This window comes from Nonomuraea sp. NPDC051941 (assembly GCF_044593615.1).
In genome coordinates, this window is record NZ_JBIUCF010000075.1 from 13717 (window position 1) to 39257 (window position 25541).

Consider the following 25541-nt stretch of genomic DNA (forward strand, 5'->3'; position numbering starts at 1 on the left):
GGACGTCGGTCGTCTGTGGTGTTTCGGCCGCTGTTGAGGGTCTCCACCGACATGCGCGCCGGCTCTTCTAGGGCGCGTATTGAGTCGTGATCAATCTGTGGGATTCGCCTTCGCGTCGGGGCTTGGACCGGTAGATCTTGCTGCGTGACGCGAGTGCAACTGACGGATGCGGAGTGGGAGTTCATCGGGCCGTACCTGCCAATCGGCGAGTACGGCCCCTACCCCGAGCGGCTGCGGCAGCAGTTCGAGGGCGTGATCTGGCGGTTCAAGACGGGTGGGCAGTGGCGGGAGATGCCGCAGGAGTTCGGGGCCTGGTCCACTGTCCACAACCGTTTCCGGCAGTGGCGTGACGCCGGCGTCTTCGAGGCCCTGCTGGAGGGCTTGATCGCGGAAGCCGCGCTGCGGGGTGAGGTGGACCTGTCCCTGGTCAGTATCGACTCCACCATCGCCCGGGCCCACCACGACGCCGCCGGAATGTGCCTGGACCAGGATGTCGTCGCCGCTCTGGAGAAGGCCGCCGAGCAGGAGAAGACCAGGTCAAAAGGGGCGGCCTCGGCGAACCGACCGGCCAGGACACCGAAGACGATCCCGAGCGGGAACAGCGGCGGCGCATCCGGCGCCGGCGGAATCTCCGGCTGAAGGCCGCCCTCATTGGACGCTCCAGGGGAGGGCAGACCAGCAAGGTCCACCTGGCCGCCGACCGGAAGTGCCGCCCGCTGGCGTTCGTCCTGACCGCGGGCCAGGCCGCGGACAGCTCGCAGTTCGTCCCCGTGTTGGGGCGGGTACGGGTCCGCGGGCCTGTCGGCCGCCCTCGCACCCGGCCGGACGCGGTCGCCGCCGACAAGGCCTACTCGTCTCGCGGTAACCGTGCCCACCTGCGGGAACGCGGTATCAAGGCGGTCATCCCGGAGAAGAAGGACCAGGCCGCCAACCGGAAGAAGAAGGGCTCCAGAGGCGGTCGGCCCGTCAGCCACGACGCGGACCTGTACAAGGAGCGGAACACCGTCGAGCGGCTGATCAACAAGCTGAAGGCCTGGCGAGGCATCGCCACCCGGTACGACAAGACCCCGGACAGCTACCTCGCCGGCCTCTACCTGCGCGCCTCAATGATCTGGATCAAAGACCTCACCGAAACCACCCATTGATCACGACTCAATCCATGCTCTAACTCGCCGCTGGTGCCGCCGTGGGCTCATTCGACGGTGCTTGGTCGAGTGCGTGACGGCGAACGCCGCGGACTAGCAGGTAGCCGACCATCCAGAACTCGCCAACGGTCGCGGGCAAGGCGAGAGCGTCGGCGATGCCCGATGCGTCGGGGACGAGATATCTGACGAACGCGCCGAGCAGGTAGGCGATGCCACCGCCGACGAGAATCCAGCCGAGCGGGCGGGGCATCCAGCCCGAGCGGAGCACGCACGAGCCCATGGGGATGAGCCACAGGCCGAAGAACAGTGCTCCCACCCCCCACATGTTGCCGCTGACCAGGTACAGGACTTGGACGGCGGCTGCCGCGTCGCCGACCGGGTTGAGCCCGACTTGGACCGCCGTGGCGAGCAGCGCCGCGCTAGCGAGAATTGCGACCGCGTTGACGAGGCCGAAGGCGGCGATACCGCCGGCGGCAAGCGGCTCCGCATTGCGGAACAGGCGGTAGAACCATGCGGCGGCGAGGGCTTGCGTGACGACGATGAGCAGTTCTAAGGCGACCCCGGCGCGGGCGAGCGATTCGTGTTCGACAAGGGCGGCGAGCGTCGCACCGGGGTCGTCGACCGTGAAGAGTTGTGGCCGGATGAGCAGGAAACCTAGTGCACCTGTGACGGCGAGGCCAAGGTAGAGCAGCCCGGTCGTGCGGGCGGTGCGGATCAGCGCATGCATGATGGTTCCTTGTGGCTGTGGCGGTGTGGAAGTGATCACGAAATCGACCACCAGTCTTACCACGTAAGGTATCTTACGCGGTAAGGTGGGACAAGCGTGGAGAGACCGATGGCAGTGAAGGCATTTCGGGAGCCGCTCAGCCGTGAGCGGGTGCTGGCGGCGGCGGTCGTCCTGGCGGATGCGGAGGGGATCAAGGCGCTGACGATGCGTCGCCTTGCCGCCGATCTCGATGTCGAGGCCATGTCGCTCTACTACTACCTGCCCAGCAAGGAGGCCCTGCTCGACGGCGTTGTTGAGACCGTGATCATGGAGATCCATGACGCAGTCGGCCGCCTCGACACGACCGGAGACTGGCGTACGCGGCTGCGGCAGCAGTTCCTCGCGGCGCGTCAAGTCATGCTGCGTCACCCGTGGGTGCCCGGGCTGTTGGGCTCGCGTCGGATCATCCCGGCCAGTGTGTACGCATACTACGACGGGATCGTGGGCACGCTGGTCGGCGCTGGGTTCTCGTACCACCTCGCGCATCGGGCGCTGCACGCGTTCGGCAGCATGCCTCTCGGGTTCGTGCAGGAGATCTTCAGCCCGGCGTCGGCCGGCGGAAGTATGGAGGCCGACGTCGCAGAGGCAGACCTGGCCGCGATGACCGAAGCCCTGCCGCATCTGACAGCGATGGTGGCAACCGGGCTCCATGACGTCACCGACCCCGCGCTGGGTTGGTGCGACAGCCAGGTCGAGTTCGAGTTCACCCTTGATCTGCTCTTGGACGGGCTCGAACGCCTCCGCGGGTAGTACGACAGCAGTAGGTCGACGAGGTGCCGCGCCGTGCGGAGTGCGGCAAGGGCATTGTCTGCCTGCAGCGGCTGATCGCCGGTATGCGCGCCGACCCGGTGGATGTTCTGCTCAGCAGCGCGGCCCAATCGACCTACCTGGGGCGCACGTGCGCCCACCTGCGGGAACGCGGTATCAAGGCGGTCATCCCGGAGAAGAAGGACCAGGCCGCCAACCGGAAGAAGAAGGGCTCCAGAGGCGGTCGGCCCGTCAGCCACGACGCGGACCTGTACAAGGAGCGGAACACCGTCGAGCGGCTGATCAACAAGCTGAAGGCCTGGCGAGGCATCGCCACCCGGTACGACAAGACCCCGGACAGCTACCTCGCCGGCCTCTACCTGCGCGCCTCAATGATCTGGATCAAAGACCTCACCGAAACCACCCATTGATCACGACTCAATACATGCCCTAGCGGTGCTCGGGGTTGTCGAAGTCGAAGCGGCATCCGGCGTCCCATTCCGAGCGCTGGTTGCCGTGGGCCGGGATGCCGCCGGCGTCCTTGAGCATGCGTGCCAGGTGCAGCAGGTTCCAGGTCATGAAGGTGGTGTTGCGGTTGGTGAAGTCGTTCTCCGGCCCGCCCGAGCCCGGGTCGAGGTAGGAGGGGCCGGGGCCGGCCTCGCCGATCCAGCCGGCGTCGGCCTGGGGCGGGATGGTGTAGCCCAGCTGCTGGAGGCTGTGGAGCACGTTCATGGCGCTGTGCTTGACGCCGTCCTCGTTGCCGGTGATCAGGCAGCCGCCCACGCGTCCGTAGTAGGCGTACTGGCCGGCCCGGTTGAGCAGGCTGGAGCAGGCGTACAGTCGCCCGATCACCTTCTTGGTCACGGAGCTGTTGTCGCCGAGCCAGGTCGGCCCGGCGATGACCAGGATGTCGGCGACCAGCACCCGCTGGTAGAGGGCGGGCCACTCGTCCAGGCGCTCCGTTGACCGTCATCGTGACGGATCCCTTCGATGCGGCCCAGGTGCCTCCGTAGGCAAGCTTCGGGCCATGACCTGTTCTTCGGCCAGCAGGCTCGCCGCGCCGTCTAGGTCAGACGGGCCATCCAGCGGTCGTGGATCGTCCAGCAGTCCACGAGCGGGAAGCCGCCGGCGCGGGCCACGCGCTGGATGTCGTTCACCGACACGGTCGCCCAGCCGAACCAGTCGCCGATGAGCGGGCCGCTGCGCAGCCGTACCCGGTCGACGCGGCTCGTCGTCCCGGGCGGTGCGAGCTCCACCAGGACCTCGCCGCCGGGCCGAACCAGCTGCCTGACCCGGCGGAGCAACAGCTCGGGGTTGCCGCCGATGCCGATGTTGCCGTCGGCCAGCAGCGCCGTCGCCCACCGGCCGCTGCCGGGGACCTCGTCGAAGACGTCGCGTAGCAGGGCGAAGCCTCCGGCCCTGCGGGTGAGGGCGACGGCGCGAGGGGTGATGTCGATGCCGAGCGCCCGAATGCCGCGGTGGGTCAGCGCCACGGTGAACCGGCCCGGGCCCGAGCCTATGTCCAGGGTCGGGTCGGCACATCTGCGCAGGAGCGTCTCGTCGCCGTCGATCGGCTCGAACCAGCGGGCGGTCTCCAGCGCGGCGCGGGTGCCGTCGACGTACTCGATCTCGGCGGTCGCTCCGGTGAGCGCGTCGGCGTAGATCTGCCCGATCATTCGCCCAGCTCCCGCAGTGTGGTGGCGAAGTGGGAATCAGGCGATTGCGCGGCCACCGCGAGGGCGTCCGCCGCAGTGTCGACATCGGTCAGCTCGGGCAGCAGATGGACGGACAACCCGGCCCGGTCCAACCGGTCGAGTTGGAGCTTGCCGGTCTCCGGATGCGACATCGGCACCCCCAGCAGCAGCGAGGCGTCCGGCTGCCGCAGGCCGAGCAGCCAGAAGCCGCCGTCCGCGGCGGGGCCGAACACGGCGTCGTGACCCGTCAGGGCCTCCGTCGCCGCGCTGAGCAGCGCGGGCGTCACCTGGGGGGTGTCCATGCCGATCAGTACGACGGGTTCCGGCCGGAGCCGGTAGGCGTCGGAGAACGCCGCCGCCAGACGCTCGTCCAGGCCCGCGCCGCGCTGCGGGATCACCGCGAATCCCGGGGGCAGCCAGCTTCCCGGCAGCCCGTCCAGGGCGAGCACCCGCTGGGTGGCGGGGGTCGCGCAGACGGCGAGGAGGCTGTCGCGGAGAGCGGCCTCGGCGAGGGCGGCGGCCTGCTCCGGGCTGAACGGCGGGGTCAGCCGGGTCTTGACCCTCCCGGCTACCGGCTCCTTGGCGATGATCATGATCTGGGCCATGTGATCGACAGTAGGGCGGCGCACTGTGCTCAATCCTTACGACATGCTGACGGCAGCCGCTCGGCCGGTGCGGGCATGGTCTTGCGGGCACCCGTTTCGTGGGATCGGCGGACGGCCCCGCCGATCAGCACGGCCAGCGTGGCCGCGGCGTAACAGGCCATCGCCGGGCCGGGGTGCGCCGCCGGGCCGGCGACGTAGGCGACCGCGCCCGCCAGGGCCACGCCCAGCCATTCCCATCGGCCGTCCCTGGCGGCCAGCGCGACGACCAGGAGCGCGTACCAGGAGTATCCCGGGGTGAACAGCAGCAGGAGCGAGCCGCTGATCACCAGCGCCCCGTGCCAGGGCCGTTCCGGGTCACCGCGGCGCAGAACGTGGAGGACGACCAGGGCGAGCAGCAGGATCGCGGCGTAGGGAGCCCACGAGTCGGGCATCACCAGCCGCAGCACCGCATAGCGGTTCCCGTCGGCGGGTGACTCGTACCGCTCCTCCTGGATGTAACCCAGCAGGTAGCCGACCACCGGAGCTCGCGAGGCCAGCACGTAGGGCAGGTACGCCAGACCCACGATGAGCGCGGCGGGCACGCAGAGCCCGAGGACGCGCCGCCACGCCACTCCGTTCGCCAGCGTCCCCGACAGTGCGCCGAGCAGCGCCGTGACGGGTAACAGCTTGGCCGCGACGGCCGCGCCCAGCAGCGCGCCGCGAGCGCGCACGTGCCGCCGGCCAGGGCCGAAGGCGAGCACCACCAGCAGTACGGCCAGCATGTCCACGTGCGCGTTGTTCACGGCCTCGACGGGCACGGCCGGGCACCACGCCCAGTACGCGGCCGCCCGGGCACCGGCCTGGCGGCGCAGGGCGAGCAGCACCAGGACGGCCATCAGCCAGCCGCCGAACTGGAGGACCTTGTGCCGGGCGCCGTCCGGCGAGAGCCAGTGGACCAGGAGGAAGTAGCCCTCGGCGACCGGAGGGTAGATCGTGGGCACCGTGGGACGGTTGATCCGGGTGCAGCCGCCGCCGGGCAGAGGCCACAGCTCCGGGGCCGCGCACCGGGAGGGGAACAGCCACTCGTCGCGCAGCGGGGCGAGCGCGGGATCGGCCGGCGGGTGGTCGTAAGGCGAGATGCCCGCCGCCTGCACGCGGCCGTCCCACGCGTACCGGTAGGAGTCGGTGCTGCTGCTCGGCGGCGCCACCAGCCCGATCGCGGTCAGCGCGACGCCGCCCGCGACGACCAGGGCGGTCAGCCGCCTCTGCGGGATCGGCCGGGCCAGCCACAGCGCCGCGGCGAACAGTACCCAGGCCAGGAGGTACCAGCCCAGGCCGGGCGGCCCGGACACCATCTCGGCCACGACGGCGGCCAGTGCCAGGAGCACCCCGCCCAGGAAAAGCATCTGACGGCTCACACCGGGCAGCGTCGCACCCGGAGACCGGTTCGGGGCTGCGGTGGCGCGGGCCGTACGCACTCCGTAAGAACCTCGGCCGGCGAGGCCGGGGAGTTCTTACGGAGTGCGAACGTGGGCTTCAGCGCGACCCCGCGCATCGTTAGCGTCGGCCGGGTGAGAGTACTGGTCACCGGCTCGGCCGGATTCATCGGCAGTCACGTGGTCGAGGTCCTGGAGGGCGTGGGGCACGAGGTCGTCGGCCTCGACCTGCGCTCCGGCGCGGACGTGCGCGACGCCGCCGCGCTGGACCGGCTGCTGCCGGGCGTGGACCTGGTGGCGCACCAGGCGGCCAAGGTCGGTCTGGGCGTGGACGTCTCCGACCTGCCGGACTACGCCTCGGTCAACGTGTATGGGACCGCGGTGCTGCTGGCGGCGATGGCGCGGCGCCGGGTCGCACGGCTCGTGCTCGCCTCCTCGATGGTGATCTACGGCGAGGGCGGCTACGCGTGCGCCGAGCACGGCCGGGTCCGGCCGGGCCCGCGTGCCGTAGGGGACCTGGAGCGGGGCCGGTTCGACCCGCTCTGCCCTCAATGCGGACGGGCGGTGCGCTGGGTGGCCGTCGGCGAGGACACCTCGCCCGATCCGCGCAACGCCTACGCCACCAGCAAGCTCGCGCAGGAGCACCTGGCCGCCAACTGGGCCAGGGAGACCGGCGGGAACGCCGTCGCGCTCAGGTATCACAACGTCTACGGGCCGCGCATGCCCCGCGACACCCCCTACGCGGGAGTGGCCGCGATCTTCCGTTCCGAGCTGGAGGCGGGGCGGGCGCCGAAGGTGTTCGAGGACGGCCGCCAGCTTCGCGACTTCGTGCACGTGCGTGACGTCGCCTGCGCGAACCTGGCGGCCGTCCACGCGCCCGCGCGCCCCGGGGAGCTGGCGGCCTACAACATCGCCAGCGGCACTCCACACACGGTGGGCGAGATGGCGTCCGCGCTGGCCGCCGCGCGGGGCGGGCCGCAGCCGCAGGTCACCGGCGGCTACCGGCTGGGGGACGTCCGCCACGTCGTCGCCTCTCCGGAACGGGCCGGGCTCGGCCTCGGCTTCCGCGCCGAGGTCGGCTTCGAAGACGGCATGAAGGAGTTCGCGTGGTCATGACGGTCGATGTGATCCTGCCCTGCCTGAACGAGGAGGCCGCGCTCGGCTGGGTGCTCGGGCGCATGCCGGACGGTTACCGTCCGGTCGTGGTCGACAACGGCTCCACCGACCGCTCGGCCGAGATAGCCCGCGAGCTCGGCGCCCGCGTCGTCCACGAACCTCGGCGCGGTTTCGGCGCCGCCTGCCACACCGGGCTGCTGGCCTCGACCGCCGACGTCGTCTGCTTCATGGACGCCGACGCCTCGCTCGACCCTCGCCGGCTGCCCGCCGTGGCCGCGCCCGTCATCGGCGGCGACGCCGACCTGGTCCTCGGCGCCCGTCGGCCGCGTGCGGCAGGCGCGTGGCCCTGGCATGCCCGGCTCGGCAACGCCGCCCTCGCGTACACCCTGCGCCGCCGCGCCGGGGTGATGCTGCACGACCTCGGGCCGATGCGGGCGGCCAAGCGCGTACGGCTCGTGGAGCTCGGGCTGACCGACCGCCGGTTCGGCTACCCGCTGGAGATGGTCCTGCGGGCCGCCGCCGACGGCTGGCGGATCGGCGAAGTGGAGGTCGCCTACCTGCCCCGGGCGGGACGCTCCAAGGTGACCGGAACCGTACGCGGCACGCTGCGGGCCATCGCCGACATGCGGCGCGTCATGGCCGAACTGGGATGAACCGTCCCGCGTACAGGCCGAAGCATCCTGCCTGGCCTTATAGAGGCTTAGGCGGCGTGACCGGCAAGGACAGCAGCATCCGACATCGGCTTCGGGGGGATCAATGCCGGATACACCGCCCAAACGGGCTCGTGAGCGTGGCGCGACCAGGGCCAGAAGCAGTGGGAAGACGCGGTCGCCGGCATGGTTGCGTGACGGGCCTCCTGGGCCGTTCCGGCCCGGGTTCTGGCGGAGCCCTCTGCGTGGTCCGTGGCTCACGTCGGTGCTCGGCCTGGTCCTGCTGGTCGGGCTCGTCATCGTCGCGGTCACCGGGCTGTTGTCGTATGCCGCCTACGAGCCTCGACTGCCGGGGAACGACACCACTCCCACCAAGGGCCTGCTGGGCTTCTATCTCTTTGACTGGCCGACGAACCCGGTCTGGATATACCGGCTCACCCAGGGCGCTCACGTCATCGTCGGGCTGACGCTGGTGCCGGTGCTGCTGGCCAAGCTCTGGTCGGTGATCCCCAAGCTGTTCGCCTGGCCGCCCGCGCGCTCGATCGCCGAAGCCGTCGAGCGGGCCAGTCTGGTGCTCCTGGTGGGCGGCGCGGTGTTCGAGTTCGTCACCGGGATCCTCAACATCCAGCTCTTCTATGTCTTCCCGTTCTCCTTCTACCCGGCGCATCTGTACGGCGCGTGGATCTTCCTGGCCGCGCTCGTCGTCCACGTCGTCGTACGGATGCCGAAGGCGATCCGCGCCGTGCGGTCGCGGGACCTGCGCCGTGAGCTGCGCACGGGCGTGGCCGACACGCGGCCGGAACCTCCCGACCCCGACGGCCTGGTGGCCGCGGATCCGGCACCGCCCACCATGTCCCGGCGCGGGCTGCTGACGTTCGTCGGCGGTGGTTCAGCGATGATGTTCGCTCTGTCCGCGGGGCAGACGGTGGACGGGCCGCTGCGCCGTACGGCGTTGCTGGCACCGCATGGACGCGAGTACGGCACCGGGCCCAACGACTTCCAGGTCAACAAGACGGCGGCGAGCCTTGGCGTCACCGCGGCCGAGACCGGCCCGCAGTGGCGGCTGGCGGTCGTCGGCGCGGGCTCGATCCACCTGTCCCGAGAGGATCTGCTGGCGATGCCTCTGCACACCTATGCGCTGCCGATCGCCTGCGTCGAGGGATGGTCGACCGAGCAGACCTGGACCGGCGTACGGCTGGCGGACCTGGCCCGCCTGGCAGGAGTGGACCCCGGCTCGGCGGGAGTCACAGCCAGGTCTCTGCAGCGCGTGGGCTACTTCGGCCAGGCGTCACTCAGCGCCGGGCAGGTGGCCGACCCGCGCTCGCTGCTCGCGCTGCGGGTGAACGGCGCCGACCTGTCGCTCGACCACGGATATCCGGCGCGGATCATCGTGCCGAACGCCCCTGGCGTGCACAACACCAAATGGGTGCGCGAACTCGACTTCCGCGTGGAGACGTCGTGAAGCGGTTGGCGAGTGCCTACGGCGCGCCCTTGTGGCACCTTCTCGTGCTGGTGGCCTGCTTCGTGGTCGCCGGTTATGTCGCCACGCGGGTGGTCGCCGCCGGTATCTGGCTGGGGTTCGCCGCGTGGTTCGCCGGTGCGATCATCTTGCACGATCTGGTGCTGTTGCCCATGTATTCCGCGGCCGACATCGCCACACGGGCCTTGACCAGGCGGCTGGCGCGCCCACGCCGGGCTGGTGTGGTCAATCACCTGAGAGTGCCGGCCATGCTGTCGGGCTTGTTGCTGTTGGTGTGGTTCCCGCTCATCCTCCGAGGTGCCGAGCGCAACTACCGCTGGGCGGTCGGATTGAGCACCTCTCCCTATCTCGCGCGGTGGTTGCTGATCACTTTGGTGCTCTTCGGCGTCTCGGGGCTGCTGTACGCGGTGCGGCGCCGGGCGGTGAGAAGGGGACGCGGGCGACGAGGCCCATGATGACCGCCAGCGCTGCGACACCGTAGGCGGCCGCCCCGGGGCTCAGATAGGAGATCGCACCGGCCAGCGGGATGCCGAGCCATTCCCAGCGGCCGTCAAGAGCGGCGAGTGCGACGACCAGCAGGGCGTACCAGGAGTATCCCGGCGTGAAGACGAGGAAGGCCGTGCCGGTCACCACCAGAGCTCCACGCCACGGCCGGTGAGCATCGCCCCGGCGCAGCACGAGCAGGGCCGTGGCCGCGAGAACGGCGAGGGCGGCAGGCAGGGCCCACGAGTCGGGCAGGATCAGGCGCAGCACCGCGTAGCGGCGGTCGCCGCCGGTGTCGCGGTAGCCCTCCTCGTTCAGGTAGCCGAAGAAGTAGCCGAGAACGGACTCGCGGGAGGCCAGCACGTACGGCAGATATGCGAGCGCCACGACGAGAAGGGCAGGCCCGAGGACCGCCGAAGCATCCAGCGCCCGCCGCCACCCGGAAGACCCGCCCCTGGCCAGAAGCCCGGAGAGCATCCCGGGCGCGGCCGCGGCGGGCAGGAGCTTGACGGCGGTCGCCGCGCCGAGCAGCAGGCCGCCGCGGACTTTGTGCCTGCTCACGGTGATCAGGGCGATGACGGTGAGCAGGACGCCGAGCGTGTCGGCATGGGCGTTGTTCACCGCCTCGATCGGAACGGCGGGACACCACGCCCACCAGGCCGCCCGCGCCGGAGCCGCGGGACGGAGGGCGATCAGGAGGACGAGGGACGTCCCCAAGGCCAGCAGCGCTCCGCCGATCCGGAGCGGCTTGTGCCGTGACTCCGCGGGCGAGAACCGGTGCACGGCCAGGAAGTACGCCTCCGCCAGCGGTGGGTAGATCGTATGGACAGCGGGGCGGTTGATCCGCGTACACGATCGGGCGCCTTGGCCGGACCTGATCGGATAGCGGTCCGGGCCGTCGCAGCCGGCGCCCTGCGGGAAGAGCCAGCTGTCGCGCAGCGGCGCGAGCGCGGGGTCGGCGCCATGCGGCGCCTTGTCGTATCCCCGACCCAGTCGGGAGGAATTCGGAGGGAGGTTCCTGGGTCTGATGGCTTACCCAATCCGGAAACGGTGAAGGGGACCAGAGCATTGCGCTTGCCGATAATTACATCCGCCCAGCTCATGGCCATGTGGGGGCCTCGTGTGGCGGCGCGAGCTCCAGCCACCAGGAAGGCAATCGTGTGCGGCATGATGATCGGCCGTGCTCCTTCGCCTGGCCTGCCTCACCGTCACGAACACGTTCGCCGCACTGTGGCTGCTGCCCATGGGCGATCGGGACAAGGACATCGAGATCCTCGCCCTACGCCACCAGATCACCGTCCTCGAACGCCAACTCGGCACCGACGCCAAAGTCAGATTCGCTCCCGAAGATCGGGCCCTTCTCGCCGCTCTCCTGACCTCGCTGCCCCGCGAGGTCCTGCGCCGGCTACGGCTCCTCGTCCGACCGGACACCGTCCTGCGCTGGCACCGAGATCTGCTGAAACGGCGTCATGCCCGTACCTGCCGGTCGAAGCGGCCTGGTCGTCCACCCATCGTCCAGTCCATCCGCGCACTCGTCCTATGTCTGGTCCGGGAGAACCCCGGCTGGGGCTACCGGCGGGTGCACGGCGAGCTCGCCACCCTCGGCAGCAAGGTCGCGCCGTCCACCGTGTGGGAGATCCTCAAGGAGGAAGGTCGTCAACCGGCGCCTGAGCGGGCGTCCACCACGTGGGCCGGCTTCCTGCGCTCGCAAGGCGACGCGCTACCGGCCGTCGATTTCATCGAGACCGTCACCCTCAACGGTCAACGCCACTACATTCTGGCCGTCATCGAGCACGCCACCAGGCGCGTCCGCGTGCTCGGCACCACCGCGCACCCGAGCGCAAACTGGGTCACCCAGGCGATGGCGATAAAGAACCTGGTGATGGACCTGGGCGATGCGGGCTTGCGGGCACGCTTTCTGCTCCGTGACAGGGATGGGAAGTTCCCTGCGCTCATGGATGAGGTCCTCGCCGAGGCCGGCATCAAGACGGTGCTCACCGGTATTCGGATGCCGTGCATGAACTCGATGATGGAGCGGTGGGTGCAGTCGTGCCGTCACGAGTTTCTCGACCGCTGCCTCGTATGGAACGAACGCCATCTTCGGCACGCCCTGCGCGAGTACGAACGCTTCTACAACCAGCACCGAGCCCATCAGGCCCTGAACCAAGCAGCTCCGCTGCGTACCGTCCCGGATCCGATCACCGATCCGAAGCGAATAGACGACCTGAACATACGCCGGCGAGATCGGCTCGGCGGGATTCTCCACGAGTATTCATATGCCGCTTGACCTGCGTGGACGGAGTTTTCGGCAGGCGCAGAGCTCATCGCCAAGGGCGCGCTGCGCCGCGTCAGCGGCGGGCACAACGGCTCCCGGGCGGTGTACGAGATCCCGCCGCTCGACCCCGCCGCCGCCAAGGGTCCGGAAACCCGGACCCATCCGGTGCGAAGAGTCCGGGAAAAGCGTCACGTTCCCGCCCGCCGACCTCGCCGCCATCGCCCGAGGCCACGGCTTCCCCGCCGTGACCGTGACGACGCCGGCCGACCTGACAGGCGTGGCCGACTGGCTCAAGGGCGGCCGGGACCGTCCCCTGCTGGTCCACGCCAAGGTCACGAGGAACCGCGGCTCCTGGTGTCTGGCGGAGGCGTTCAAGGGCCACTGATCCACCGGCGCCGAAGCCCGCTCACGGCCACCAAGCCGACGCGCCGGAGCCTGCTCAGGGGAGGACCACGATGGCGTCCCCGTCCGGCCGCTCGCCGGTGGCGTCGCTCGGCACGCCCTGCAGCGCGCCACCGACGACCATGGCCGTCGACCCGCCGCCGTCGAGATTGATCGCGTCGACGGCCCCGAGGCTGCGCATGACCTGCGCCACCTCCGGAATGCTCAGCCCCACGCTGTGCGAGGGACGGCGCCCGTCGACGGTGAGCAGGATGATCTTGCCGTCGCGGGTGACGCCCGCGGCCGTACGCGGGTTCCTCCGCAGGTACCAGCCGGTGTAGAAGGCCCCGCGGTCGGCGGTGCCGATGTCCTGTGGGCTCCATCCGTCACGAACCGGGTCGAGAGCCACAGCACCGCGGCGCAGCAGCAGCGGCCCGCCGTTGACGATCGAGGTCTGCGGCTGGACCGGCTGCGACGCACCGCGCTCCGCGTCGATGACGGAGCGCCGCAGCGTGAGATGCCCGCCACGGCGGGCGTGATCGCGCAGCCACTGGGCGCCCGTGCCGGTGCCCTGCAGGACGGTGCCCCGCGTCGGCGTCGCGCCGCCACGTCCCTCCTGCGCGGCCACGACGACGCCCCGCTCGTCGAGCGTCACCTGATAGCCCTCGCCCTGGGGGAGCTCCGGTCCGAAGACCGGCGTGAACGCGATCACCTCGTCGTCGTTGCCACAGGTGTAGTCGTGTGCCGGCAAGGCCAGCGGGTAGGCGTCCCCGACGCCGCCGCAGTTGACGATCAGACCCGGCTTCCGGTTGAGTCCCGTGACCTCGCGGTGGTCGCCTTTCGCCGCCCGTACGGACAGGCGCGTCTTGAGCCGCCGTACGGTGGTTCCGGCTCCTGAATCGGTCGGGATGACGAGCGCCGGGCGGCCGTTGACGGCTTCGGAGACAAGGTCGCCGCGGACCACGGAGATGCCGGCGAGGTCGCCGTCGGTGCCGGCGAGGCCGGGCCCCGGCTTGCCGCCGTCGCCGCTGGAGATGACGAAGAAGCCGCCGTTGACCGCGGCCACCGCGCCTGTGCGCTGGGCGATCGAACTGATGGTCTCCCGTCCTGGGACGATCTGCGTGGCGAGCTCGGAGCCGAGCCGTCCGCGGAAGCGACGCGGATCGACGACCAGGACATCGGCCGACCACGGGCCGGTGGTCGCGTGGCCGTCCTCACCGGTGAACTGGACAATGCCGCGGAGGCCCTTGGCCGCCAGATCGTTCGCGGCCGCCTGCGCCGCCGGCTGGTCGGCGTGCTTGCCGACCCGGACCATCCAGCCGAGTGGCCGGCCGTCAGGGCCGAGCGGCGAGGGGCCGGCGGCGGGATCCCGCCGAGGCTCGTACCCGGCCTCTCGGATCCGCTGCTCCAGCTCGCCCGCCTCCGCCTCGGTAGTGGCCACGCCGAGCGTGACCGTCCAGAAGTCCTCGGTGGAGCTCTGGCCGCGCTCGATCGCGACGTGGGTGACGCCCGGGGCCACCTGGCGGCTGGTACGTTGCTCCGCCAACGACGCCAGCCCGAGCGGGAGCCGGTCGGCCGACGAGAGCGGTGCGGAGGCGGCCGGATCCGGCGCGGCCACCGCGACCTGCCCGGCGACGAGGCAGGCCATGGCCACCCCGCTCATCAATCCATAGCGTGTGGCTCTGCGGCGCATCGCGCGGGTCCTTTCAGGGGTGAAGGGGGCGGGCCGAAACGCTAAGGCCGGCAGATGGCGAATCGGTGACTAACGGTTGGCCGAATCCGGAAGGGTGAGCTGCACGAGTCCTCAGAGCTTGCGGAAGGTACGGGACTCCTCGGCGGTGGCCAGCACGTCGGCCAGCGAAGCGCCGGTGCCCGCCGTCACCGCCGCCGCGATCGCGCCCTCCACCAACGGCACGTCCGCCACCACCACCCGCCCCGGCTCCTCCACCAGGCGGGCGGTCAGCACCGAGCTGCCCAGATCGGGCACCAGGACCTGTGGGATGCGGAAACTCGACCTGGTGCTGCTACCTGCGGTTATACGGTGATCAAGGCTGATCGTCTGGCATGTCGCGTCTGCTTCCTCGCGTGCGCTGGAGTGCGTTCTTCATCACTCCGGCGACGTTGCCGGCTTGGCACCGTGATCCGATGCGGCGACGATGGCGCTATCCCCGCCGGACACCAGGCCGCCCGCCGATGCCCGATACGGTGCGTGAGCTGGTGATCCGGCTGGCGCGGGAGAATCCGAACTGGGGCTACCAGCGCATCCATGGCGAGCCCAAGCAACTGGGTCACCGCGTCTCGCCGACCACGGTCCGGATGATTCTTGCTCGTGCCGGGCTTGGTCCCGCGCCGCGTCGTTCGGGGCCGACCTGGAGGCAGTTCCTCACCGCCCAGGCCCAGGGCATCATCGCCACCGACTTCTTCCACGTGGAGACCTTGTTCGGTGTCCGGCTGTACGCGTTGTTTCTTCATCGAGCACCTCAACCGGCGCGTCCATCTGGCCGGTGTGACCGTCCACCCGACTGGGCCATGGGTGGCCCAGCAGGCCAGGAACCTCATCATGGACCTCGGGGATCGCTTGGCCAGAGTGAAATTCATCGTTCATGATCGCGACGCCAAGTTCACGGCGGCCTTCGACGAGGAGTTCATCGGTGAAGGATGCAGGATCGTCAAGACGCCGGTTCGCGCGCCGCGGGCGAACGCGATCTGCGAGCGGTGGGTGGGAAGCGTTCGCCGGGAATGCCTGGACCGGCTGCTGATCCTGGGGGAGCGACACTGCAGAGCAGTCCTTCGTGCCTACGTCGATCATTACAACCGCAAACGGCCCCACCGGTCCCTGGACCATTTCCCTCCCGATCCGCCGCCGGAACCCGCGGATCTGACCAAGCACCGGATCGAACGCCATAAGATCCTCGGCGGGATCATCAACGAGTATCACCGCGCAGCATAGAAGATCCAGTGTCCCCACACGGCACGTACGAAGCCCCAGGTCAGCGCGCAATTCGAGTTTCCGCACCCCACACGCCGCCTGCAGGAGCCGGGCCGACCCGCCGGCCCCGGAGGATCCGCTGCACGGACGCGATAGCCGAGCCGGGCCAGTTCACCATGCCCCCGACCTCCCGCGCCGGGCGCAGCACCAAGTCCCGAACCTCCTTGCTCATCGTCGAGCGGCCGGACCGGCTCGGATACGTCCACCGATCTCGGCCGCCCACCCTCCCGGTGAACGATCGCGAGAGGAGACACTAGCGACGCCCTTCCCGGCACAGGAGAGCTGGTCTTCGGCGGCCAGGACATCTCCTCGATCCCCCTGGACAAGAAGGCCGCGGCGCAGAAGGGGTGAACCCTAGCCAGAGCCGAGCGAGCCGACCGTCACGCGCCACTGGCGCAGCCGGCGATCCCTGGTGACCTGTAGTTGTGTGTACGGGTCCTGGTCGACGAGCGCCTGCGCCGCGGTCTCATCCTCGGCCTGCAGGACGATCATGCCGGCCGTCAGGTCCGTGTAAGGGCCGGCCGCGACGAGGCTGCCCTGCTCAAAGAGCTTGTTCAAATGTGCGAGATGGTCTTCGCGGCGCTCCGCTCTCAGCGGGGTGTCGTTGTAGCCGTAGGTCAGGACGAACAGTGCCATTCCGAGATACTCCTTTTCACGTCAATCCGGGACTATCTGACGTCGCCGGTCCAAGCCCTCCGGGCCCCGCGGCCCGAGTCCCAGCAGTTTCAGGTCAGCCCTCCAGCCCGTACACCCGCCGTGCGTTGCCGGCGAAGATGTCGTGCTGGTCGGCGGGTGGGAGATGAGTCAGTGCGTTCTTCCACGCGTCGACCAGGTGCGGCATCGTGGTCCAGATCTTCTCGACCGGGAAGTTGGTGCCGAACATGGCTCGGCCGGCGCCGAACCAGCCGATCACCTCGTCTGCGACGAAGGAGATGAGGTCGGGATCCACCCGGTGGACGAAGGTGCCCTGCCCGGTGAGCTTGACGACGATGTTCTGCCGCTCGGCCAGCGCGGCCATCCCGGCCCGCCACGACTCGAGGCACTCGAGCCCGATGAGCATGCCCGCGTGCACCAGGACGAAGGTGACGTCAGGGAAGGCCGCCGCCAGCTCGACCGCATCCGGCATCTGTTCGGGAAAGACCTGCAGCTCGAACAGCCAGCCGTGGTCGGCGAGCGCGCCGATGTTCTTACGGAAGACCGGATCCTTCATACGGTCGGGCGCAGCGGCGAACCGGAACTCCGGGCGCTCGTGCCAGTGCAGTTGCTGACGGATCCCCCGGATCAGCGGCGTGAGCGCGGCCTGTCGTCGCATGGTGTCCGGAGCGCTCTCGTCGAACATGTCGGCCGATCCGATGACGGCCATCGGCCGGCCCGTCTCCTGATGAACCTCGTGAAGCCAGCGCACCTCGTCCACAACCCGGTCGAGCGGCCAGTTCGTCTGCACGTAGACCGACTCGCTGATGCCTGCGGCCGTGGCGTCGGCGACGTACTCGTCGATCAGGTAGTCCCGCCTGATCGGCTCGTACGGGCCGAAGATCCGCGGCACCATCGGTCCGGACAGCCAGGGCAGGTCCCCGGCCCGCCAGATGTGGTGATGCGAGTCGACGATGTCACCCGAGTAGCGGGTCGCCTCCGGCATGACGATCACTCCCTGATCAAGGTCTGTACCTGCTCGTACGCCGTACGCAGATCGCGCACGCCCGCAAGCGCGTCCACGCTGCCGAGCACGGCCGACATGCCGCGGGTGATCGGCCGGTACGCCGGGTCGCAGGCGAGCGGCGACCACCACAGCAACCGGTGGCTCAGCAGCGACAACCGCCGTACGGCCGCCTGCATGGGCCGGCAGTCGCCGCGTTCCAGGCCGTCGGAGAGCACGATCGTCAGGGCGCCGCGCGCCACGGTGACATGCCGGGCGTTGGCGAGGAACTCCTGGAGCGAGGCGCCGATCCGCGTCCCGCCCTCGGCGTCCAGGACGACGTCGCTCAGCGAGCCGACGGCCGCGTCGACGTGCCGTGCGCGCAGCTGCTCGGTGACGCGGGTCAGCCGGGTGCCGAAGGTGAACACCTCGACGCGGTCGAGCCGGCCGACCACGGCGTGGGCGAAGCGGAGGTAGTGGGCGCTGTGCTGCTTCATCGACCCCGACACGTCGATGAGCAGCAGCACACGGCGCTGCCGCCGCGGACGGTTGCGCCGGTGCAACGTCACGATCTCCCCGTGGCTGCGCCTGGACTCACGGCAGATCCTGGCGACGTCGATCCACGGACCTCGCCGGGCAGGCCGCCGACGTCGCGACCGGATCGTCGGCACCGCTCCGGGTAGTTCCCGCCGCAGCAGCGAGAGCACGGCCCGGTCGTCCTCGCTCGCCGGGCCGAACACCGGGCGTCTCTCGCGCTCCGAGGAGCCGGCCTTCAGGCCCGCCTCCCCGCCGAACGTCGCCGTGAGAGGAGCCTCGCCCCCCTTCCCGCGCGGCGCGGAGGCCTCGTCGTCGGGGGACTCCTCATCGGGGATGCGCCGTGCCGTAACCTCCCCGAACCAGTGCTCGAACGTGGGGGAGTACACCTCCAGGTCTTCGTGGGAGGTGGTGAGCGTGGCCACCCCGATCCAGTAGAGGTGCGTGGCGTCGCGCGGGCCGACGGCCTCGATCGCCTGAAGGAAGACCCGCTGTTTGGGCACCGGTACGGGCAGGCCCCGATCGTGCAGGTCCCGCAGGAACCCGTGCACATGATCGCCGATGCGTACGAGGAGGGCCTGCTCAGTCACCGAACACCTCCGCGGTGTGGCGGCCGAGGAGCGCGAGGTCCTCCTCGTGCTTGACGAGCAGCCCTGCGGACCGGCGCATCGCCTCCAGCCAGCTCGAACCCTCGCGGGTCAGCGTCTGCACGCCGCGGGCCCAGGAGACCGACTCGGCGATGCCCGGGCGTTTCAGCAGAGCCAGCCCGCGGATGCGATGCACGGCGGCCACGAGGCGCGCCGCGCTCCTCTCGTCCAGGCCCGGCGCCTGCGCCCGGATGATCGCTCGCTCCCGTTCGGCGTCGGGGAAGGGGATCCAGTGGTAGAGGCACCGGCGCTTGAGCGCGTCGTGCAGTTCGCGGGTCCGGTTCGAGGTGAGGACGACGAACGGGACGCTCGCCGCCGTGATGGTGCCGATCTCCGGGATGGTGATCTGGAAGTCGCCGAGGAACTCGAGAAGGAAGGCCTCGAACTCACTGTCCGCCCGGTCGATCTCGTCGATCAGCAGCACCGCGCCGGACGCCGCCCGCAGCGACCGCAGTAACGGCCGCTGCAGCAGGAACTCCTCGCGGTACAGGTCGCCGACGCCGCGCCCCTCCACCTCGGCGGCCCGCAGGGACAGCAACTGTTTGGGGTAGTCCCACTCGTACAGGGCCTGGGAGGCGTCCAGTCCTTCGTAGCACTGAAGCCGGATCAGCTCGCGGCCGAGGATCCGGGCCAGGACGTTCGCGACCTCGGTCTTGCCGACCCCCGGCTCGCCCTCCAGCAGCAGCGGGAGCCCGAGCGTGCCTGCCAGGTGAAGGGCGGTGAGCAGACCCTCGTCGGCGAGGTAGCCCTCCGCGCCCAGCCGCCGGTCCAGCGTGTCCTGATCAACCAGCACGGCCGGCCCGCAGCTCGTCGAGTCCGCGCAGCACCTTCTCCGGAGTGAAGGGCATGCTCGTCAGCCGTACGCCGACCGCGTCGTACACGGCGTTGGCGATCGCGGGGATCGGCGCGTTCGCCGTCATCTCGCCGATCCCCTTGGCCCCGAACGGCCCGTTGTCGGCGGGCCGTTCGAGGAACAGGCTCGTCTGCGCCGGGATGTCGGCCGGCCCGGGCATCAGGTATTCCGTGAAATCGACCGGGCCGTGCTCGCGCGAGTGCGGATAGTACGGTTCGGTCGATTCGAACAACGCGTGCGACAGGCCCATCCAGGCGCCGCCCTCGACCTGCTGCGTCGCGAGGGCCGGGTTGAGCGCCCGGCCGATCTCGTAGGTGTTGTAGAGCCGCAGCACCTCGATCACGCCGGTCTCGTCATCGACCGCGACCTCGGCCACCGTGCACGCGTGCGCCTGGCAGGAGTCCGGGTCCATCTCGCCGGTTTCCGGCACCGGGGAGCTCGGCTCCTTGAGGTAGATGCCCCGGCCGGAGATGGTCCGGCCCTGCCGGAAGTGCGCGGCGAGCGCGACGTCGCTGATGTGGATCTTCTTTTCCGACGATCCCTTGAGGCGGACGAAGCCCGTGCCGTCGGTCTCCAGGTCCTCCGCGTCGACCTCCAGTTCGTCGGCGGCGACCTGGAGCATGACCTCCCTGGCCTCGCGCGCCGCCATGATCACGGCGTTGCCGACGCGGTGGGTGCCGCGGCTGGCGAACGTTCCCATGCAGTGCGGGCCGGTGTCGGTGTCGGCGGTGTCGACGATGACGTTCTCGATCGGGATGCCGAGTGTCTCGGCCGCGCATTGGGCGATGACCGTCCGCAGCCCCTGGCCGAGATCCACCGAGGAGAGCGTGACGACGAATCCGCCCATCGTGGTGGCGTGGACGAGTGCCTGCGACGGGTCGCCGCCGAGGTTCATGCCGGTCGGGTAGTTGACCGCCGCGTATCCGCGGCCGTGCCGTAACGCCATCGCTCAGCCCTCCGGTCGTTCGGTCGAGGACATCGCCCGGTACTCCGGCGGAAGGTCGTGCCCCACCAGGTCGGCGGCGCTCTGGATCACCTCGACCAACGCCGTGCCGGACGCGATCTTGCGATGAGCTTTCATGTCGCCGTCCCGGTAGGCGTTCTTGAGCCGGAGCCGCAGCGGGTCCATGTTCAGCTCCCGGGCGATGCGGTCCATGTGCGACTCCAGCGCGAAGTCGCCGATCGTGACGCCGAACCCGCGCATGGCGCTGGACGGCGTGCGGTTGGTGTAGACGCAGTACGCGTCGACATGGACGTTCGGGATCGTGTACGGGCCGGGCATGTGCGCCGCCGCCTTGGTGGTGCCGTACGGGCTGTGCCGGGAGTACGCGCCCGCGTCCACGTAGAGCGTGATCTTGCGGGCGACGATCCGGCCGTCGTCCATGACGCCGTCCTTGATGGAGATGCGCTCGGCCGCTCGGGGGGACGACACCTGCATCTCCTCGGCGCGGCTGTAGACGTACTTGGCCGGCCGGCCGGTGAGCATGGCGGCGATGCACGCGAGTGGCTCGACGACGACATCGACCTTGCCGCCGAAGCCGCCCCCCACGGTGCCCCCGACGACGCGCAGGCTGGTAGGCGGGACGCCGAGGATGAGCGCGGTGTTGTCGAGGGTGAAGAAGGCGGCCTGGGTGTTGGTGTGTATGCGCAGCCGGCCGTCGCCCTGAGGGACGACGATGCAGCCGGTCGGCTCGGTCGGCGCGTGTTCGATGGGGGAGGAGCTGTAGCGGCCCTCGATGATGCGGTCCGCCTCGGCGAAACCTCGCTCGACGTCGCCGAAGCGGATCCGGCGGCAGTGATGTCCCTCGTACACGAAGTGGTTGGTGCCCGCCTGTTTGATGATCGGGGCGCCGTCGGCCAGCGCCTCCTCGACGTCGAGGACGGCGGGCAGGTCGGTGTAGTCGACCGTGACCCGGGCCGCGCCCTCGCGGGCGGCGTCCTCGGTCTCGGCGACGACGGCGACGATCGGCTCGCCGCGGTAGAGGACCCGATCCTCGGCCAGCACCGGCTCGTCGTCAGGTCCCACGCCGATCAGGCGCAGCACGGTGTACCAGTTGTTCGGCACGTCCTGGTGGGTGATGACCCGAAGCACGCCCGGGACTCCGAGGGCGCCGGAGACGTCGACCCGGTTGATGAGGGCGTGGTGCCGCGTGGACCGGTGGATCTTGACGTGCGTCATCTCCGGCAGCGCCATGTCCTCGAAGAAGACCGTGCGGCCGGTGACGTGAGCGCGGGCGTCCGAGCGCGGGACGGCGGAGCCGATGACGGCGAAGTCGTCCGAGCGCTCGCCCTTGAAGTACGCGGTGTCGATCGGGGTGAGGCGCGCCATCAGACCTCGGCCTCCGCGTTCGTGAGCGGGGCGCCGCTGCGGCGTTGCGCGGCGGCGAGGACGGCGGCGATGATCGGCTCGTATCCCGTGCAGCGGCAGACGTTCCCGCAGATCGCCTTGGTGACATCCTGGCGGGTCGGATCCGGCTTCCGGTTGAGCAGGGCCGTGGCGGACATGATCATCCCCGGGGTGCAGAACCCGCATTGCGTCGCGAAGAGGTCGACGAACGCCTGCTGTACGTCGCCGAGCCGGTCGCCCTCGGCCAGGCCCTCGATCGTCTCCACGGCAGAGCCGTCGATCGTCACGACGGGGATCAGGCACGAGACCACGGGCCGGCCGTCCAGCAGCACCGTGCAGCTGCCGCAGCCCCCTTGCGCGCAGCCGCGCTTGGCCCCCATCAGTCCCAATGTGTCGCGCAGCGCGCTCAGCAGCGTCGTCGACGGCCGGGCGATCAACTCCCGGTCGGTGCCGTTCACCTTGAGCGTGACGATTGTCGAGGGCATGCGATCCCCTTTCAGGTCCCCAGCAGGGCGCGACGCAGGTGGACGGGGTAGACCCGAGCGCGGTACCAGGCGGAGGCGTAGGCGTCGTCGAACGGCTCGATGACGTCGGCTCCGGCTGCCTGGGCGACGACCTGGGCGTTCAGCGGCGCGCCCAGCAGAACGCGCTCGGCGCCGACCGCGCGTACCAAGCGCCGCGCCAGGCCGCCGAGCACGAGACGGATGTCGCCGACCAGGCCGTCCTCGATTGTGATCCGGGCCGCCACCGTCACGATGGATCCCGAGTTGAGCCGCCGCCGGCTCGCCTTGTAGAACCGGAACGTGTCCTTGGCCGGAGCGGTGAACCGGACGCGGGTCACCAGGTCGCCCGCCCGCAGGCCATCGGTGACGACCCGCTCGAGCGGCTCGCGGCGGGCTCCGTCGGCGCCGAGCACGTCCAGCTCCGCGTCCAGGGCCAGAAGAGCCGCCGCCAGGTCGCCGTACGGTTGTGGCACGAAAAGGTTGCCTGCCACGGTGGCGAGGCTGCGGACCGGCGGCGCGGCGATCGACCGCACACAGCCGGACAGGTAGCTCAACCGATCGTCGTCCTCGATGTCGGCGAGGGTCGTGGCCGCGCCCAGGGTCACCGTGTCGCCTTCGACGTCGATGCCGGACAATCCCGCCCGGCGCAGGCTGACCAGCCGCAGGTCGCGGCCGGCCTGATCGTCCGGGCGGGCCAGCAGGTAGGTGCCGCCGCCGAGAGGCACGGCCCCGGCCTGAAGCGCCGCATGAGCCGCTTCGGGACTCTCGGGTGTCTGAACGGAGGTCAGCATGTGCACTCCACTTATCGATATCGATAATTAACTTACGTGGCATGATCGAAGAGTCAAGGGCCCTCTGGGCCCTCAACGTCAGGAGGTTTCTTGTCGGAACCCACGGGGAGCCCGCGCTCCGCGCGACCGACGCTGAGCCGACAGATCCGCGACGGTCTGCTGCAACGGATCGTCTCCGGCGAACTCGGCGAGGGCGACCGGCTCATCGAGACGAAGATCGCCATCGAGTTCGGAACGAGTCAGGCCCCGGTCCGGGAGGCGCTTCGGCAGCTTGAGGGCCTCGGCCTCATCGACGGCCGGCCTCGTCACGGCAGCCGGGTGCTTCCCTTCGCCGAGCAGACCATCCGCGAGGCGTACATCGTGCGGGCGGCCCTTGAGGAGACCGCGACGCGGCTCGCCATGCTGGCCGGAACCCTCCCCTTCGACCGGCTGGGGGAGGCGGTCGAGGAGATGTACCGCAGTGCCCAGGACAACGACGTGCACGGCATCGGCCTGGCCAGCGCGCGATTTCATCGGCACGTCGTGCAGGCCGGCGGCAACGTGCTGCTGACCCGCGCCTGGGAGGCGCTGCAGATCGAGGCGCGCACGGCCATCGCTCTCATGGTCACCAGGCCGAAACTCGAGCGGGTCGCCGACGAGCACCGCGAGCTGCTGGACGTCATGCGCGCCGGGGACGTCGAGGTGGCCTGCCGTCACGCCCGTGACCATCAGTGGGCCTACGCCGACACGCCGCACGACCCTTACGGAACGCCGAAACATTAGGGGTCAGCACCTTTCTCGACGCCGTCCGGTGTTCCCCGCTACCGTGTGCGGCCGCCGCCGTTGATCAGCGCTGAGTAAATGAGATCATGGGCAGGGCGCAGTTGCCCTGTGGTCATCGCAGCGCTTGGCGTGCGCGCAGCTCGGGCCGCCAAGAGAGGCAAACGCGTACGGCATGATGATCGGCCGTGCTCCTCCGCCTGGCCTACCTCACCATCACATTTGCCGCGCTGCGGTTACTGCCCATCGATGCAGCTTGAACTGCATGGATGGAATTTTCGGCAGGCGCAGAGTTCACCGGTACTTGGTGATCGCGTCCTTCTCTGAGATGTGGCTCCTCGCCTCGGAACGCTTGTTACCAGTGGGTCGCGCTCATGGCTGTCCTGCTGTTCACAAGTACCGACCCCGGCCTAGGCTGGCGGGGATGACGGGATCGGTGGCGGGCGCGCGGACACAGGAGCAGATGCGGCAACGAAACCTGAGTGAGGTGCTGCGGCGCGTCCATAAGGACGGGGCCGTGTCACGGGCCGCGCTCAGCCGCCGGATGGGCCTCAACCGCAGCACCATCATGGACCTGACCGCCGAACTCGCCGCCGCCGGGCTCGTCCGCGAGGACGTCCCCATCGGGCGGGGTCGCGCTGGGCGGCCGTCCATCGTCGTCATGCCCGAGCAGGGGACACTGTACGGGCTCGCGTTCGACGTCGCCGTGGACCGGCTGCTCGCGGCCCGTGTCGGGCTCGGCGGCCGGGTCCTCGACCGCCGCGAGGCCGTGCGCACCCGCGCCGGGGTCGACCTGGAGGACGTCGTCGGCGTCCTCGCCACCTTCGGCCGCGAACTGGTCGCCGGGGCCGGTCCGGGCGCGTTGTGCGTGGGTGTGGGCGCGTCGTACTGCGGGTTGATCAGGCGCGCCGACGGCACGGTCCGGTACGGGCCGCACCTCGGCTGGGTGGACCAGGCGTTCGGCGCGGAACTGGCCGCCGGGCTCGGCCTCGGGCTTCCCGTCGAGGTCGGCAACGAGGCACACCTGGGTGCGATCGCCGAGCACGTACGCGGCGCGGGATGCGACGTCGACAACCTCATCTACCTGCACGGGGACGTCGGCGTCGGCGGCGGGATCATCGTCGGCGGCAAACTCCTGGACGGAGACGGAGGCTACGGCTGCGAACTCGGGCACATGCTGGTCAACCCGTTCGACGGGCGGCCCTGCCTGTGCGGGTCGCGCGGCTGTCTGGAGGCCGAGGTGGGGGAGGAGGCGCTGCTCGACTACGCGGGACGGTCCGGCGAACTCGTCGGACGCGACGGTATCCGGTCAGTCGTCGCCCTCGCCGGGACCGGCGACGCCCGCGCGCGGGACGCCCTCGACCGCATCGGCGACTGGCTCGGTGTCGGCGTCGTCAACCTCATCAACCTGTTCAACCCGGCGCTCGTGGTCTTCGGCGGGATGCTCCGCGATGTCTACCCGGGCGCCGCGTCACGCGTCCGTGCCCGGATCGACGCGCATGTCCTGCCGGTGTCGCGCGAACGTGTCCGCCTGGCCGTGACGGCCCTCGGCGACGACACCACACTCGCCGGTGCCGCCGAACTCGCCTTCGCCAACCTCCTCGACAACCCCCTCGACACACTGGCCACCCTGCGCTGATGGGATCAGGACGGCCGCGCCGATAAGCCGATCGGCACAGTCGTTCCGTAAACGATTGAGGTCGTAGCCGTCGATAACGGTCGGGG

26 protein-coding genes and 2 pseudogenes are annotated in these 25541 nt (G+C 70.0%); 12 read left to right on the forward strand and 16 right to left on the reverse strand.

All coding sequences use genetic code 11. The features are described 5' to 3' along the window. The first annotated feature begins 144 nt into the window (after nucleotides 1-144). Nucleotides 145-1145, forward strand: a pseudogene (locus ACIHFD_RS62185) (IS5 family transposase). Nucleotides 1146-1164: 19 nt separating this feature from the next. Here the strand turns inward: ACIHFD_RS62185 and ACIHFD_RS62190 are convergent. Then, a complete protein-coding gene (locus tag ACIHFD_RS62190; RefSeq protein ID WP_397374994.1) occupies nucleotides 1165-1872 on the reverse strand; it encodes a DUF4386 domain-containing protein in 708 nt (235 codons plus the stop codon). A 108-nt stretch (nucleotides 1873-1980) separates the two neighbouring features. Between ACIHFD_RS62190 and ACIHFD_RS62195 the strand changes: the two genes are divergently transcribed. Continuing rightward, a complete protein-coding gene (locus ACIHFD_RS62195) occupies nucleotides 1981-2661 on the forward strand; it encodes a TetR/AcrR family transcriptional regulator (RefSeq protein ID WP_397374995.1) in 681 nt (226 codons plus the stop codon). Between the two features lie 158 nt (nucleotides 2662-2819). After that, nucleotides 2820-3089 (forward strand): annotated as a pseudogene (locus ACIHFD_RS62200) (IS5/IS1182 family transposase); the annotation flags it as partial. Nucleotides 3090-3108: 19 nt separating this feature from the next. Here ACIHFD_RS62200 and ACIHFD_RS62205 read toward each other — a convergent pair. The 4 genes from ACIHFD_RS62205 to ACIHFD_RS62220 all read right to left on the reverse strand — a co-directional run bounded on the left by ACIHFD_RS62205 (nucleotide 3109) and on the right by ACIHFD_RS62220 (nucleotide 6354). Further along, a complete protein-coding gene (locus ACIHFD_RS62205) occupies nucleotides 3109-3582 on the reverse strand; it encodes a flavodoxin family protein (protein ID WP_397374996.1) in 474 nt (157 codons plus the stop codon). Nucleotides 3583-3722: 140 nt separating this feature from the next. Further along, the gene (locus ACIHFD_RS62210; RefSeq protein WP_397374997.1) at nucleotides 3723-4334 is read right to left on the reverse strand and encodes a class I SAM-dependent methyltransferase; all 612 of its coding nucleotides are present in this window, start codon (nucleotides 4332-4334) and stop codon (nucleotides 3723-3725) included. Further along, nucleotides 4331-4957: a TIGR04282 family arsenosugar biosynthesis glycosyltransferase gene (locus ACIHFD_RS62215; protein WP_397374998.1), complete on the reverse strand. Its 627-nt coding sequence runs from the start codon at nucleotides 4955-4957 to the stop codon at nucleotides 4331-4333. Before ACIHFD_RS62215 ends, ACIHFD_RS62210 begins: the two co-directional genes overlap by 4 nt. A gap of 29 nt (nucleotides 4958-4986) precedes the next feature. After that, on the reverse strand, nucleotides 4987-6354 hold the full coding sequence (locus tag ACIHFD_RS62220) for a glycosyltransferase 87 family protein (RefSeq protein WP_397374999.1): 1368 nt from the start codon (nucleotides 6352-6354) through the stop codon (nucleotides 4987-4989). Between the two features lie 153 nt (nucleotides 6355-6507). Here ACIHFD_RS62220 and ACIHFD_RS62225 point away from each other — a divergent pair, with 153 nt between their 5' ends. The 4 genes from ACIHFD_RS62225 (at nucleotide 6508) to ACIHFD_RS62240 (ending at nucleotide 10073) form a co-directional block, all read left to right on the forward strand. Next, nucleotides 6508-7488: an NAD-dependent epimerase/dehydratase family protein gene (locus ACIHFD_RS62225; RefSeq protein WP_397375000.1), complete on the forward strand. Its 981-nt coding sequence runs from the start codon at nucleotides 6508-6510 to the stop codon at nucleotides 7486-7488. Then, nucleotides 7485-8141, forward strand: coding sequence for a glycosyltransferase family 2 protein (locus tag ACIHFD_RS62230; protein ID WP_397375001.1), 657 nt, complete (start codon nucleotides 7485-7487; stop codon nucleotides 8139-8141). Before ACIHFD_RS62225 ends, ACIHFD_RS62230 begins: the two co-directional genes overlap by 4 nt. Nucleotides 8142-8403: 262 nt before the next feature. Then, nucleotides 8404-9600, forward strand: a complete 1197-nt coding sequence (locus ACIHFD_RS62235; protein ID WP_397375002.1) for a molybdopterin-dependent oxidoreductase — start codon at nucleotides 8404-8406, stop codon at nucleotides 9598-9600. Beyond that, nucleotides 9597-10073: a hypothetical protein gene (locus ACIHFD_RS62240; protein ID WP_397375003.1), complete on the forward strand. Its 477-nt coding sequence runs from the start codon at nucleotides 9597-9599 to the stop codon at nucleotides 10071-10073. Before ACIHFD_RS62235 ends, ACIHFD_RS62240 begins: the two co-directional genes overlap by 4 nt. Here ACIHFD_RS62240 and ACIHFD_RS62245 read toward each other — a convergent pair. After that, a complete protein-coding gene (locus ACIHFD_RS62245; protein WP_397375025.1) occupies nucleotides 9985-11130 on the reverse strand; it encodes a glycosyltransferase 87 family protein in 1146 nt (381 codons plus the stop codon). The two genes, ACIHFD_RS62240 and ACIHFD_RS62245, sit on opposite strands and share 89 nt — an antisense overlap. 151 nt (nucleotides 11131-11281) lie before the next feature. Between ACIHFD_RS62245 and ACIHFD_RS62250 the strand changes: the two genes are divergently transcribed. Together ACIHFD_RS62250 and ACIHFD_RS62255 are read left to right on the forward strand one after the other, a co-directional pair. Continuing rightward, entirely contained in the window at nucleotides 11282-12388 is a 1107-nt protein-coding gene (locus tag ACIHFD_RS62250; RefSeq protein WP_397375004.1) for an integrase core domain-containing protein, read from the forward strand. A 232-nt stretch (nucleotides 12389-12620) separates the two neighbouring features. Beyond that, a complete protein-coding gene (locus ACIHFD_RS62255; protein ID WP_397375005.1) occupies nucleotides 12621-12761 on the forward strand; it encodes a hypothetical protein in 141 nt (46 codons plus the stop codon). Between the two features lie 54 nt (nucleotides 12762-12815). Here the strand turns inward: ACIHFD_RS62255 and ACIHFD_RS62260 are convergent, their stop codons facing one another. Continuing rightward, nucleotides 12816-14420, reverse strand: a complete 1605-nt coding sequence (locus tag ACIHFD_RS62260) for a phosphodiester glycosidase family protein (protein ID WP_397375006.1) — start codon at nucleotides 14418-14420, stop codon at nucleotides 12816-12818. A gap of 141 nt (nucleotides 14421-14561) precedes the next feature. After that, nucleotides 14562-14744 (reverse strand): hypothetical protein, encoded by a 183-nt coding sequence (locus ACIHFD_RS62265; RefSeq protein ID WP_397375007.1) that lies wholly within the window; start codon nucleotides 14742-14744, stop codon nucleotides 14562-14564. A 456-nt stretch (nucleotides 14745-15200) separates the two neighbouring features. Between ACIHFD_RS62265 and ACIHFD_RS62270 the strand changes: the two genes are divergently transcribed. Beyond that, nucleotides 15201-15707 carry an integrase core domain-containing protein gene (locus tag ACIHFD_RS62270; protein ID WP_397375008.1) on the forward strand — a complete coding sequence of 169 codons (507 nt, stop codon included), beginning with the start codon at nucleotides 15201-15203 and terminating at the stop codon, nucleotides 15705-15707. Nucleotides 15708-16100: 393 nt separating this feature from the next. Here the strand turns inward: ACIHFD_RS62270 and ACIHFD_RS62275 are convergent, their stop codons facing one another. From ACIHFD_RS62275 to ACIHFD_RS62310, 8 genes are all read right to left on the reverse strand, one after another. Beyond that, nucleotides 16101-16382, reverse strand: a complete 282-nt coding sequence (locus tag ACIHFD_RS62275; RefSeq protein ID WP_192783864.1) for a YciI family protein — start codon at nucleotides 16380-16382, stop codon at nucleotides 16101-16103. Nucleotides 16383-16476: 94 nt separating this feature from the next. Beyond that, nucleotides 16477-17385: an amidohydrolase family protein gene (locus ACIHFD_RS62280; protein WP_397375009.1), complete on the reverse strand. Its 909-nt coding sequence runs from the start codon at nucleotides 17383-17385 to the stop codon at nucleotides 16477-16479. Between the two features lie 5 nt (nucleotides 17386-17390). Then, complete coding sequence (locus tag ACIHFD_RS62285; protein ID WP_397375010.1) at nucleotides 17391-18506, reverse strand: VWA domain-containing protein; 1116 nt, start codon at nucleotides 18504-18506, stop codon at nucleotides 17391-17393. Then, entirely contained in the window at nucleotides 18499-19356 is an 858-nt protein-coding gene (locus tag ACIHFD_RS62290; RefSeq protein ID WP_363983202.1) for a MoxR family ATPase, read from the reverse strand. Before ACIHFD_RS62290 ends, ACIHFD_RS62285 begins: the two co-directional genes overlap by 8 nt. Then, a complete protein-coding gene (locus ACIHFD_RS62295; RefSeq protein WP_355202047.1) occupies nucleotides 19346-20362 on the reverse strand; it encodes a molybdopterin cofactor-binding domain-containing protein in 1017 nt (338 codons plus the stop codon). Before ACIHFD_RS62295 ends, ACIHFD_RS62290 begins: the two co-directional genes overlap by 11 nt. A 3-nt stretch (nucleotides 20363-20365) precedes the next feature. Beyond that, complete coding sequence (locus ACIHFD_RS62300; protein WP_397375011.1) at nucleotides 20366-21745, reverse strand: xanthine dehydrogenase family protein molybdopterin-binding subunit; 1380 nt, start codon at nucleotides 21743-21745, stop codon at nucleotides 20366-20368. Beyond that, on the reverse strand, nucleotides 21745-22248 hold the full coding sequence (locus ACIHFD_RS62305) for a (2Fe-2S)-binding protein (protein WP_397375012.1): 504 nt from the start codon (nucleotides 22246-22248) through the stop codon (nucleotides 21745-21747). The genes ACIHFD_RS62300 and ACIHFD_RS62305 overlap by 1 nt, the downstream gene beginning before the upstream one ends. Before the next feature lie 11 nt (nucleotides 22249-22259). After that, nucleotides 22260-23057, reverse strand: a complete 798-nt coding sequence (locus tag ACIHFD_RS62310) for an FAD binding domain-containing protein (RefSeq protein WP_397375013.1) — start codon at nucleotides 23055-23057, stop codon at nucleotides 22260-22262. 90 nt (nucleotides 23058-23147) lie between these two features. Here ACIHFD_RS62310 and ACIHFD_RS62315 point away from each other — a divergent pair, with 90 nt between their 5' ends. Next, the gene (locus ACIHFD_RS62315; RefSeq protein WP_350737877.1) at nucleotides 23148-23819 is read left to right on the forward strand and encodes a GntR family transcriptional regulator; all 672 of its coding nucleotides are present in this window, start codon (nucleotides 23148-23150) and stop codon (nucleotides 23817-23819) included. Nucleotides 23820-24240: 421 nt separating this feature from the next. Beyond that, complete coding sequence (locus tag ACIHFD_RS62320) at nucleotides 24241-25455, forward strand: ROK family protein (protein WP_397375014.1); 1215 nt, start codon at nucleotides 24241-24243, stop codon at nucleotides 25453-25455. Nucleotides 25456-25541 lie beyond the last annotated feature (86 nt).

Excerpts from the sequence above, each read along its gene's own strand:
- ACIHFD_RS62260 (WP_397375006.1), bottom strand. The coding sequence starts at position 14,420 with ATGAGCGGGGTGGCCATGGCCTGCCTCGTCGCCGGGCAGGTCGCGGTG.
- ACIHFD_RS62300 (WP_397375011.1), bottom strand. The coding sequence starts at position 21,745 with ATGGCGCGCCTCACCCCGATCGACACCGCGTACTTCAAGGGCGAGCGC.
- ACIHFD_RS62210 (WP_397374997.1), bottom strand. The coding sequence starts at position 4,334 with ATGATCGGGCAGATCTACGCCGACGCGCTCACCGGAGCGACCGCCGAG.
- ACIHFD_RS62215 (WP_397374998.1), bottom strand. The coding sequence starts at position 4,957 with ATGGCCCAGATCATGATCATCGCCAAGGAGCCGGTAGCCGGGAGGGTC.
- ACIHFD_RS62295 (WP_355202047.1), bottom strand. The coding sequence starts at position 20,362 with ATGGCGTTACGGCACGGCCGCGGATACGCGGCGGTCAACTACCCGACC.
- ACIHFD_RS62190 (WP_397374994.1), bottom strand. The coding sequence starts at position 1,872 with ATGCATGCGCTGATCCGCACCGCCCGCACGACCGGGCTGCTCTACCTT.
- ACIHFD_RS62195 (WP_397374995.1), top strand. The coding sequence starts at position 1,981 with ATGGCAGTGAAGGCATTTCGGGAGCCGCTCAGCCGTGAGCGGGTGCTG.
- ACIHFD_RS62275 (WP_192783864.1), bottom strand. The coding sequence starts at position 16,382 with ATGGCACTGTTCGTCCTGACCTACGGCTACAACGACACCCCGCTGAGA.
- ACIHFD_RS62230 (WP_397375001.1), top strand. The coding sequence starts at position 7,485 with ATGACGGTCGATGTGATCCTGCCCTGCCTGAACGAGGAGGCCGCGCTC.
- ACIHFD_RS62310 (WP_397375013.1), bottom strand. The coding sequence starts at position 23,057 with ATGCTGACCTCCGTTCAGACACCCGAGAGTCCCGAAGCGGCTCATGCG.
- ACIHFD_RS62320 (WP_397375014.1), top strand. The coding sequence starts at position 24,241 with ATGACGGGATCGGTGGCGGGCGCGCGGACACAGGAGCAGATGCGGCAA.
- ACIHFD_RS62305 (WP_397375012.1), bottom strand. The coding sequence starts at position 22,248 with ATGCCCTCGACAATCGTCACGCTCAAGGTGAACGGCACCGACCGGGAG.
- ACIHFD_RS62280 (WP_397375009.1), bottom strand. The coding sequence starts at position 17,385 with ATGCCGGAGGCGACCCGCTACTCGGGTGACATCGTCGACTCGCATCAC.